The following is a 10,709-nucleotide window of genomic DNA, read 5'->3' on the forward strand; positions in this document are numbered from 1 at the left end:
TTCAAGCTCTCTACGAATCGAATAGACTGCCTCTTCGCGAACGTCAGAAGAACTGACATAGTGAGATGCTGGATAAATAGTAACTTCAGAAAGAGATTCATTTATCTCGCCTGTAATAGCATCAATCGAAGCAAGGGAATCAATCTCATTACCAAAAAAACGAATGCGAATAGCGTAATCTTGTTCATATGCTGGGACAAGGTCAATAGTGTCCCCCTTAACACGAAAACAACCACGACCTAATTCTTCTTTACGCTCATATTGCATTTGGACTAACCAGCCAAGCACCTCCTCTCTCTCAGCTTCCTGCCCCATAAACAAACGGCAACGCATATCAACAAAATGTTTAGGAAGACCCAATCCATAAATGCAAGAAACAGAGGCCACAACAATGACATCTTTCCTTTCCAAGAGAGATTTTGTTGCACGTAAACGAAGTTGATCTACCTGGTCATTGATCGACAAACTTTTCTCTATATAGGTGTCGCTACGAGCAATATATGACTCTGGCTGATAATAATCGTAATAGGAAACGAAATACTCAACCGCATTTTCTGGAAAAAAACTACAGAACTCATCATAGAGCTGAGCGGCAAGTGTCTTATTGTGTGCAAGAATCAAAGTTGGTTTTTGAACTTTCTGAATCACGTTTGCAATTGTAAATGTCTTTCCTGACCCTGTAACCCCAAGAAGGACCTGAGATTTTATTCCACCCTCAACTCCCTGTACAAGCTCAGAGATAGCTTTTGGTTGATCGCCTGAAGGCGAAAAATCCGATACTAGCGCAAACGGTTTCATAATTTTATCCCGTCCGTTATTTGAAATGCGAACACCCCATGCGAGCAAACATATCTCGCACAAGTTCCTCAGAACGAACGCGCATCTTATTTGTCCCTTCTTTCAAGATAGAGTCAAGAAGAGATGTGTCTTTTCTATAGGTATGAAACCGCTCTCGAATAGGGGCGATTAAATTACTTAAAGCATGCGCCAAACTCTTCTTCACTTCCACATCTCCAATCTTTCCCTTACTATATCGGACCTTAAAGTCCTCAACCTCATCAAGATTAGAGTTGAACAGATCGTGATAAACAAAAAGAGGGTTCCCCTCTACACGTCCAGGAATATCGGAACGGACTCGATTTGGATCCGTATACATGTTAAAAACTTTTTTACGAATGGTCTCATCATCATCTGAGATAAAAATAGCATTTCCCCCAGACTTGCTCATCTTTCCCTTGCCATCGGTTCCAGGTAAAGATGGTGTTTGACTTAAGCATTCTTGTGGGAGCGGAAAAAGTGTTCCATAGAGATTATTAAAACGACGCGCAATATCACGAGCAATTTCTACATGCGCCACATTGTCTTTCCCTACTGGAACAAGCGTTGCCTGACTCATGAGTATATCTGCAGATTGTAGAACTGGATAACTCAACAGTCCGAATGAGATCTTTTCATCTTCCATTTTTGCGTTTTGTGCCATCTCTTTGATAGAAGGTAGGCCCATAACTCGATTTGCAGATGTGATTAATTGAAATAAAAAATTCATCTTAAAGATAGCTGGGCAACCAGACTGCAAATAAATCACAGATTTTTCTGGATCGATACCAAAAGCTAAATAAGATGCAACCAAATCATGGATCCTTCCAGGCAACAAAGACAATTCCTCTTTTGTGAAAGCAGTTGTCATTGCATGTAGGTCTGCCACAATGAAAAAACAATCAGCCTCCGATTGTAAAAGAAGTCTCTTTTGAATGGACCCGACATAATGGCCCAAATGAAGAATACCAGTCGGGCGATCTCCAGTTAAGACCGTAGGACGAGCTTGTAGAAACATATTAGAAACAATCAATTTGAGATGTGCGCAGTATGGAATCGCCTCAACAAAAAAGTAAACGGTTCACTCGTCTTTTTTATGAAAAATGTACGGTTTCAGAGCAGAAAGAACTCGGGTCATAGGAAGTGGATCTGATCCAAGTATATCTCTTAGTAAGGGATCCTTTTCAATTAAAATCACTCTTTTATTGGAAGGGTCCTGTAGATCCTTTTCTCTTACATACTTCCAAAAAATCTTAAGAAGCTCCTGCGAAGACGAAATTGGTTCCTGGCTCAAAATAGATGCGAGACGGGAATCTAAGTTAAAAAACGTCGTTGCCTTATCGCTTGATTTTTTTCTTTGACTCTTATCGATACCGATACGTTTCTTCGTGGTGTAGCTGATGTTTTTCTTTTTAATAGTTTTCTTTTTCTCAGCAACGGCAGTTTGAGGTCTATCAGCGAATTTCGAATGAATTTTATCCAAATCCTTCCCAATAACATCACATTTAGGATAGAGAGTGCATCCATAAAAAGAGGAAGCAAAACGAGATCTCTTTTTGATCAATTGTCCTGAGCAACCTGTCGCAGGGCAAGATATAGGATCAGTGTTGTTATCTATAGATTCTTCCTTATCCAAAATGCGAACAGACCCTTTACATTTGGGAAACTCACTACAACCTAAAAAAACACCAAAACGTCCTTCTCGTAGAGACATTGAGTGTTTGCATAGAGGGCAAGGTTGATCCCAATCAAAATCCGGATGAAATTGAGAGCGATCAAAGTCTACTGTTCCGAACGTAGATGTATAGTTGCATTCTGGATAGAGTGAGCAACCAATGAAAAAACGATTCTTAGCCCAGATTTTTTGAAGTTCTCCTTTCTTGCACTCGGGACAAGGTCGATTCAAGCTACTTTTCGGAATAATAAAATCTTTTTCTGCTTGTTGAAGTACAGGATGAAAGCTGGACCAAAATTCTCTCAGGAGCTCTTTCCAATCTTTATTTCTTTCTGAAACCTCTTCCAATGCATCTTCCATGCGAACCGTGAAATCAGCATCCATAATCATAGGGAAATTGACTTCCAAAACATCCACAACCACGCTTCCAAGATCGGTCGGCCTCAACCTCCCCTTTTCCTTATTGGTATAAGCCTTACTCTGAATCTTATTCATTATTGCGGCATAAGTAGACGGACGCCCTAGACCAGATTTTTCTAATTCTTTAATAAGTGAAGCTTCAGTGAAACGAGGTTTTGGTTTCGTTGAAAATGCTTCATGACGAAAGTCACCATTCACTGTTTGCCCAACTCTCAAATTCGGCATAACAACTTCTTTTTCCAGCTCTTCATCGTCTTTCTTCTCTTCATAAAGGACTAAAAATCCAAGAAATGTACAGTGAGACCCTACAGTTCGAAAAGACGAACAATCGGAAGCTATCTCTACTTGCAGCATCTCATAAAGAGCCGATGACATTTGAGAAGCGACAAACCTCTTCCAAATCAATTCATATAACTTGAATTGGTCTGAAGATAGGTAGTGTTTAATTTGATTGGGAGTCCAATTAATTCGTGTTGGACGAATACATTCGTGAGAATCTTGAGCGCTCTTTTTTGCAAAATAATTTCTAGGCTCTGATGGAACATATTCTTTTCCAAAATGTTCTACTACATATTCACGCGCAGACGCAATTGATTCAGGTGCAGATCTAATCGAATCCGTACGCATGTAAGTAATCAAGCCTTCAAATCCGTGTTCTCCAATTTCCACCCCTTCATAAAGAGATTGAGCAACAGACATAGTTTTAGAAGATGAAAACGAAAAATAACGACTTGATTCTTGTTGTAAAGACGAAGTGATAAATGGGGGAACAGGATGACGAAGGCGATCCTTAGTCTCTACTAATGAAATTGAAAAAGATTCTCTTTTCAGTCTATCGATAATCATCTTTGCTTCGTTTTCTGACCGAAGAAGACGACTATCCTTCACTTTTTCGGAAGGTGATCGAGTGATTCTCTGCCCGTCGAATATGAATAAATCCGCTTGAAAACTTATACCATCTTCAACAGAGAAAAGCCCTCTCACTTGAAAATACCCTTCAGGGATGAAGGCTTCGATCTCTTTTTCTCTATCAACTACAAACTTTAATGCAACAGATTGAACCCGACCAGCTGAAAGTGCACCGGAATACTGAGATTTTCTACCTCTTTGTAGCCTTCGAAATAGAAATGGAGAAATCATGTATCCGACTAAACGGTCGAGGATTCTCCTTGCTTGTTGTGCATGTACCAAGTGAAGATCTATTTCTCGTGGAGATTGCATAGCTTTTTTCACTTCTTCTTCAGTAATAGATCTAAAAGTGATACGAACTGTTTGAATATTATCTGGTAAAATTTCTTTCAAATGCCAAGCGATTGCCTCACCTTCTCGATCCGGATCGGGACAAAGGTATACGATAGTGGCAGACTTAGCCTCTTTCTGAAGGGCTCGCACAGCTGCCTCTTTTTCTTCCAAAATTGTAAAATTAGGGGCGAAATCAGCATCTATATCAAGTCCAAGTGACTTTGCAGGAAGATCACGAATATGCCCCATAGAAGAGGCGAAACGATAACGATTACCTAATATCTTTTTTAAAGTTTTGATCTTAGTTGGTGATTCAACAATTATGAGGCCCGTGCCCATGCGCCAATCCTATTTGTTACTCTATAGGGCAGAAGGCACCTCAACAACGAACACAAGTTCCTTATGACCCTAAATTTCATCCCTCCGCCTGAATTTCCTCGAGACGCTCAGCAAGATAAGAACGAAACGATACAGATCCTTGAGACAGGGCACGAAAGCAATGACTGAACATGGAATGCACCCCGTTCAACGGTTTATCTATGTCTAGAAAATCCTTAACCTCTTCGCACAAGCACGCACTAGAGATTGCTTCGATAGCTTGCCTCTCTGCAACTGGATCATTCATTTCACGTGCGAAAGCAATTTGACGTAGGTATTGTATCGGAACCAAAATACCTTCCAAAGTTACTTCCACAAAACCACTTGAATCTTGCCTGCCTTCTTTTAGGAGATTTTCAACATGGTACATTCTCAAGAATTTCTCACCTTTGATAAAAGCTTGCTTCCATTCTTTCTGGAGAGCAAGAAGTGTCACTTCTTGAAAATCACGCAAAGAAGGGAGCCTATCCAGATTGGGAAGATCTACAAAATCATTCGATGCATTTTGGTCAGACAATATCTTCCTTTGAAGATATGAGCCCTTGATCAGATGTGACGAAAATGCCCAGTCGGGAATTTCATCCGCTTTACGAATAACGACATCTCTTTTACTAACCTCTCGATCCCACATGTCCACAACTCTACGAGCCTGAAAATGAGCATCCGTCTTTGCGCTAGTGCGACTTTGGTGTAAAAATCCAATACCAAGTGTAAGACAAAAAACTGAGAAAAACCCAAATACAGCAAAGACGATTCTTCTTTGACAATGACGGTCTTCAGATGGATCATCTTCGTTAACTGAAAGAATGGATTCGCCTTTTTTATCTCGCAAGCTCATGAGAATACCTCCAAGGAATGATCGAGAGCCTAACAAAAAAAATTCGACAAACCAAGTACACAAAATAGACATGTTCTTTGATACACTGTAGCACAACGTAGATTCGGATCGAAATCATGGAATTGAAACGTCTAGCGAAATATATGGCAGAAAGAGGGATTGCCTCCCGTAGAGCGAGTGAACAATTGATTCTCAATGGGAAGGTTATGGTAAACAACACCCTTGAAGTCTCTCCGGCAAGAAATGTTTGTGAGAGCGACATTGTTTTGGTGAATGGATCTCCACTTCCCAAAAGGGGGCCGCCTACATATTTGGCCTTTCACAAGCCTAGAGGTTACGAATGTTCAAGAAAGAGTCGCGTGAGATGTGTATTTTCTCTCTTACCTGTTCCTTACCGAAAGCTTTTGTATGTCGGTCGTCTTGATATTGACTCATCAGGTCTTCTTCTTTTTTCCAATGATGGCGACTTTTGCCATAGAATTGCGCATCCCTCCTTTGGTGTGAAGAAACACTACCTTCTAAAGACTCATAGAGATGTCACAGCAAGCGATCTAAAAAAATTGTCTGCAGGAACTGAGATAGACGGCAAGCATCGAACCCCCCTTTCTGTACGAAAGATTCGCAGAAACACCTTGCGCATAACAGTCGCAGAAGGAAGAAAGCACGAGGTTAGATTATTTGCTGCAGAAGCAGGCTTGATTGTCTACGAACTGATTCGCATACAAATAGGGAACTATCAGTTAGGTAATTTGCCTCCTGGAAGTTGGAGGCACACATCTATTGAAGAAATTGTTTCTTAACAAAAGAATTGAATAGTCAAGGGGCGTTCTAAAAATGGGATTTTATACTATTTCTTTTGTATTCATTGTTCTTGCTTCGTTCAGTTGTATCATTCACTTGTACAACCGCCTTGCACATTATAGAGCTAGGGCAGAGAACCAGTGGCATCAAATCAACGTTCAACTTCAAAGGCGATATGATCTAGTGCCGAACTTGGTAGAGACTGCCCGCACCACAATGAACTTTGAAAAATCGACTCTTGAAAGTGTTATTCAGGCTCGCAACAGTGCATTACAAGCTCTTCTTGCCGCTCAAGGGAAAATTGATGAAGATGGCATTCAAAAGCTTTCACAAGCAGACAGAATTCTTTCAGGAACTCTTCAAAATTTTTTCGCCATTGTGGAAAAATACCCCAATATTCGTTCAGTTGAGAACATGAAGTGTCTTCATGAAGAGCTTGTTTCAACGGAAAATCGCGTTGCTTTTGCTCGGCAAGCCTACAATGATGCTGTCATGTGTTACAACGAAGAGCAGATGCGAATTCCAACTAAATGGATCGCCAAACTTGGGGGTCACAGTCCGATGGACTTTTATCCTCTCTCATCGGATGAGATGAGGGAAGCGGTTCGAGTTCAGTTTTAGGCGGCAAGCAAGATGTCTTTCTGGAAACGTCAAGACCTACTCAAAAAAAAGACAACCAATTGCCTGTTGGCATTTTTATCTGTGGTTCTTATCGCTAGCGGCCTTGCTGAAGCTTTATGGCGTTGGTCTCATCAAATGGTTTTATTTGAAGATCAGTTTCCACACGTAGCAATCTTTTTCCTTTTAGGCACTACTTCTGTAGCAGCTTTAAGCTATTTAAATTATTTTTTTGGTGGTGGAAGTACAATTGCCGAATCATTGGGAGGTGAACTCATTCCTCGTGACACGAACCACCCGACTCATCGAATTGTATGGAATCTTATTGAAGAACTAGCAATCGCAGCTGATCTCCCTGTTCCAAAACTTTACATTCTTCCAGAACAAGAAATTAATGCATTTGCTGCAGGCACATCGCCTTCTAACTGGGTTATTGGAATCACGAAAGGAACTATTCAGAGACTCTCTAGGGATGAAATACAAGGTGTTCTTGCACATGAATTTGGGCATTTGAAAAATCGTGATCTGCTCATCCAACTGGGCGTTACTGCGATGATTATGGGGCTTTCATTTTTGGCTTATGTCGGTTTGCGCTTCTTAGATCTATTTGGTCGTGGAGCGCTACGTACACGTTATTCAAATCGCAATAAAAAAGAAGAAAATCAGACAGGAATTTTCATTTTCGGAGGAGTGCTATTTATAGCAGGCTTGTTTGGAGGATTTTTTGGATCCATTCTACGTGCTCTCATAAGTCGTACGCGTGAGTACTTGGCCGATTCGACAGCAGTTGAAATTATGCGATCTTCGGAGGGCTTAGTGAATGCGCTGAAGAAGATCGCTGATGAACATGAGAAAGGAAATCATTCCTCCCCTCTTCATCGATTTGTTTACTCGCATCTTTTCTTCAGCAACAACGATCCATTATCATTCCTGTTTGCTACTCATCCACCTATACAAGATAGAATACGAGCTTTGGAACAGGGTGAATTCACCATTCGCAGGAATACAAATCGCCCATTTAAAATTTGACATAAAAAAGAAAACGACACGACAATCAGACGCCCTTTTCGACGGGGCGTTAGCTCAATTGGTAGAGCGCAACAATGGCATTGTTGAGGCAACCGGTTCGAACCCGGTACGCTCCATCTTTTGTTTTTATTCTTCTACCTCGAGAAAAGGGCTTAAACGCCTTGAACGAGATGGATGTCTAAGTTTGCGTAGAGCCTTGGCTTCAATCTGGCGAATACGTTCACGAGTGACGTTGAATCTCATGCCAACTTCTTCGAGGGTCTTTGCTCTCCCGTCTTTCAAGCCAAACCTATCAGATAGAACCTCTCTCTCTCGCTCGGAAAGCGTGCTGAGAACCTCTTTCACTTCATCGCGTAGGATTGATTGACCAGTTACGTCAGGAGGCGATTCGGCTGTTGTATCCTCTAGAAAATCACCAAACTGACTCTCCCCGCCATCTCCCACTTCTGCTTGGAGAGAAATTGGATGCTGGGCAATTTTATAAATTTCACGAACGCGCTCAGGTGTTATTTGAAGCTCGTTTGAGATTTCTTCTGGCGTCGGCTCACGCCCCATTTCAGTCATCAATTTTTTAGCCGCACGCAAAAGACGATTGATCGTTTCGATCATATGCACAGGGATTCTAATAGTACGAGCTTGATCAGCAATTGCACGAGTCACAGCTTGACGAATCCACCAAGTGGCATAAGTCGAAAATTTGTATCCACGCCTATATTCAAACTTCTCAACAGCCTTCATTAATCCCATATTTCCTTCCTGGATCAAGTCCAAAAAGGAAAGGCCGCGATTCGTGTACTTTTTAGCAATGGAAATAACCAATCTCAAGTTTGATTCGACCATCTCACGCTTAGCTTCGTGGCTCTTATCAATCCATCTTTGAAGAATACGAACATCTTTCTTAAATTCTTCAAGAGACCGTCCAGCTGCAAGCTCACGTTTGGCGAGTTTTCTCTTAGCCGCCGTGTACTTCAAGGCAACGAAACGGTTTTTAGACGCTCTCTCTTGCAAAGAAGTAACGTCTTTCTCTAATTCGATGAATCGGTCGTACGCTCCCATAACGACCTCACCAAAATCTTGAATTACATCGTGTCGAAAACAGAAACGCCTAAGAAATGCCTGAGTCCGAATCCTACAACGTTGAAGCTCTTTCTCATTGTCTGGATTTTCTCTGACTTTAGAGCCACAAGGAGAAGCCAAGAGTCTTTCAAGCGTTTCATCCTCTTTCTGTAAAAACTCACATAACTTTGGGAGCATAGAGAAATAGTGTGCCTTATCTACCACCTCTTTCTCAGCCACTAGCTTGTCGAAACGATCCTTCCCAGCAATTAGATATTGGCCAATGGATACGGCTTCTTTAGCAGCATAACGAAACCGCATTATGATCTGTTCAATCTGGACTTGTGCCTTCTCAATGCGTTTGGAGATTTCCACCTCTTCTTCTCGCGAAAGAAGAGGAACAGACCCCATCTCTTTCAAATAAGTGCGTACGGGATCATCATGAGATCCCTCTCCCTTCTTGGAAAGTGTTTCTAGCTCACGAATTTCCTTCCTGCGCTCAATCTGCCGCTCTACTTCGACTTGATTGAGTATCTGGACATCATTTCCGTGAAGATAGATGAGCACCTGGTCGAGGGCCTCAGGAGAGTCAAACCCAGCGGGTAAAACCTCATTAATTTCCTCGTACGTGATGTGTCCTTGTTCCTTTGCAAGAGAGACAAGCTCGTCAATTTTAGCTTGTTGATGAGGGTCGAAGGAAGCATTAGTCATAGATAACCGAAATCACCGTTGAACAAGGAAGCCATGCAAGTCCTAAGGCTAACAGACGACCTGTCCGATTGTATTGAAGACTTCTTGCCCAGTCAAGAAAGAGGCTCAAAGCTTGGCCAGAAAATGACGAACTGCAAGAATAGTCTAGTTGCGTTGGTAGCTTAATCGGATAGAGCACCCGGCTACGAACCGGGAGGTTGGAGGTTCGAATCCTCTCTAGCGCGCATTTCTTTCTTCTTTGCCAAATCTAGCTCTCTTCCCCAGTTGATCCTCTAATTCCATCAACCTATTGTATTTGCAAGTGCGTTCGCTTCTGCAGGTTGCCCCTGTTTTGATCTGATCTGCATAAACATGAACTGCAAAATCTGCAAGAAACGAATCTTCTGTATCACCTGATCGGTGAGATGGAATGTAATTGTAACCAGATTGTCTAGCAAAGTCGATCACGTCGAGAGTCTCTGTAACAGTCCCGACTTGATTCAGTTTGATAAGTATGGAATTCCCTATCCCTTCTCTCACTCCTCGCTGTAACTCACCAACTTGAGTTACAAATAAATCATCTCCAACTAATTGACAGCGATCCCCTATCGCTTCCGTTAATCGCTTCCATCCGTCCCAGTCAGACTCTGCTAGTCCATCCTCAATTGAATCTAGTTCAGGGAAGGTCTCTACAAGCTGCCTCAAATAATCAACCTGTTCTACGGGAAGACGTCCGCCTTTTTCCGGGCAGCTCATTGAGGTTAGATAAATTCCCTGTTCCTCATCGAAAAACTCTGATGCCGCACAATCTAATGCTAGTCGAACATCACTGCCTGGAGAAAAGCCAGCTTCCAAAATAGCTTCTCTTAATAGCTGAAGCGCATCCTTATCTGAAGCGAGACGTGGAGCGAAACCGCCTTCATCTCCTACAGAGGTAGAAAAACCTCTCTCTTTTAAAATTGAACGAAGAGACTGATAGATTTCTGCCCCCCATCGAACGCTCTCCGAAAAGGAAGACGCTCCGACAGGTCTAACCATAAACTCTTGAAAAGTCAGCCCGTTATCTGCATGAACACCACCATTGATGAGATTCATCATTGGACAAGGAAGGACTACTGATTGAAAAGAATCCCGATCCCACAATCC

9 protein-coding genes and 2 tRNA genes are annotated in these 10,709 nt (G+C 41.9%); 5 read left to right on the forward strand and 6 right to left on the reverse strand.

Annotated features, from left to right (window positions below; genetic code table 11):
• The 4 genes from GCCT14_RS02325 to GCCT14_RS02340 form a co-directional block, all read right to left on the reverse strand.
• A partial coding sequence (locus GCCT14_RS02325) for a DEAD/DEAH box helicase family protein (RefSeq protein WP_192875479.1) occupies positions 1-798 on the reverse strand: 798 nt, incomplete at its 3' end.
• A gap of 16 nt (positions 799-814) precedes the next feature.
• Complete coding sequence (gene trpS / locus GCCT14_RS02330) at positions 815-1,834, reverse strand: tryptophan--tRNA ligase (RefSeq protein ID WP_108624079.1); 1,020 nt, start codon at positions 1,832-1,834, stop codon at positions 815-817.
• A gap of 63 nt (positions 1,835-1,897) precedes the next feature.
• Positions 1,898-4,492 (reverse strand): type I DNA topoisomerase, encoded by a 2,595-nt coding sequence (gene topA, locus GCCT14_RS02335; protein ID WP_108624072.1) that lies wholly within the window; start codon positions 4,490-4,492, stop codon positions 1,898-1,900.
• A gap of 76 nt (positions 4,493-4,568) precedes the next feature.
• The gene (locus tag GCCT14_RS02340) at positions 4,569-5,369 is read right to left on the reverse strand and encodes a hypothetical protein (protein ID WP_157952502.1); all 801 of its coding nucleotides are present in this window, start codon (positions 5,367-5,369) and stop codon (positions 4,569-4,571) included.
• 116 nt (positions 5,370-5,485) lie between these two features.
• Here GCCT14_RS02340 and GCCT14_RS02345 point away from each other — a divergent pair, with 116 nt between their 5' ends.
• From GCCT14_RS02345 to GCCT14_RS02360, 4 genes are all read left to right on the forward strand, one after another.
• The gene (locus GCCT14_RS02345) at positions 5,486-6,169 is read left to right on the forward strand and encodes a pseudouridine synthase (protein ID WP_108624074.1); all 684 of its coding nucleotides are present in this window, start codon (positions 5,486-5,488) and stop codon (positions 6,167-6,169) included.
• A 34-nt stretch (positions 6,170-6,203) separates the two neighbouring features.
• Positions 6,204-6,791, forward strand: a complete 588-nt coding sequence (locus GCCT14_RS02350; RefSeq protein ID WP_108624075.1) for a LemA family protein — start codon at positions 6,204-6,206, stop codon at positions 6,789-6,791.
• Between the two features lie 12 nt (positions 6,792-6,803).
• Positions 6,804-7,817, forward strand: a complete 1,014-nt coding sequence (locus tag GCCT14_RS02355; RefSeq protein WP_108624076.1) for a M48 family metallopeptidase — start codon at positions 6,804-6,806, stop codon at positions 7,815-7,817.
• Positions 7,818-7,860: 43 nt separating this feature from the next.
• Positions 7,861-7,933, forward strand: a tRNA-Ala gene (locus GCCT14_RS02360).
• A 10-nt stretch (positions 7,934-7,943) separates the two neighbouring features.
• Here GCCT14_RS02360 and GCCT14_RS02365 read toward each other — a convergent pair.
• Complete coding sequence (locus GCCT14_RS02365; RefSeq protein ID WP_108624077.1) at positions 7,944-9,584, reverse strand: RNA polymerase sigma factor; 1,641 nt, start codon at positions 9,582-9,584, stop codon at positions 7,944-7,946.
• Between the two features lie 150 nt (positions 9,585-9,734).
• On the opposite strand from GCCT14_RS02365, the gene GCCT14_RS02370 reads away from it, so the two are divergent.
• Positions 9,735-9,808, forward strand: a tRNA-Arg gene (locus tag GCCT14_RS02370).
• Here the strand turns inward: GCCT14_RS02370 and eno are convergent.
• On the reverse strand, positions 9,801-10,709 hold a 909-nt coding region (gene eno, locus GCCT14_RS02375), incomplete at its 5' end, for a phosphopyruvate hydratase (RefSeq protein ID WP_157952503.1). The genes GCCT14_RS02370 and eno overlap by 8 nt on opposite strands.

The sequence above is a fragment of the Candidatus Similichlamydia epinepheli genome, from assembly GCF_003056015.1.

Coding starts and splice junctions, on each gene's coding strand:
- GCCT14_RS02350 (WP_108624075.1), top strand. CDS start 6,204: ATGGGATTTTATACTATTTCTTTTGTATTCATTGTTCTTGCTTCGTTC.
- GCCT14_RS02340 (WP_157952502.1), bottom strand. CDS start 5,369: ATGAGCTTGCGAGATAAAAAAGGCGAATCCATTCTTTCAGTTAACGAA.
- GCCT14_RS02355 (WP_108624076.1), top strand. CDS start 6,804: ATGTCTTTCTGGAAACGTCAAGACCTACTCAAAAAAAAGACAACCAAT.
- GCCT14_RS02365 (WP_108624077.1), bottom strand. CDS start 9,584: ATGACTAATGCTTCCTTCGACCCTCATCAACAAGCTAAAATTGACGAG.
- GCCT14_RS02345 (WP_108624074.1), top strand. CDS start 5,486: ATGGAATTGAAACGTCTAGCGAAATATATGGCAGAAAGAGGGATTGCC.
- trpS (WP_108624079.1), bottom strand. CDS start 1,834: ATGTTTCTACAAGCTCGTCCTACGGTCTTAACTGGAGATCGCCCGACT.
- topA (WP_108624072.1), bottom strand. CDS start 4,492: ATGGGCACGGGCCTCATAATTGTTGAATCACCAACTAAGATCAAAACT.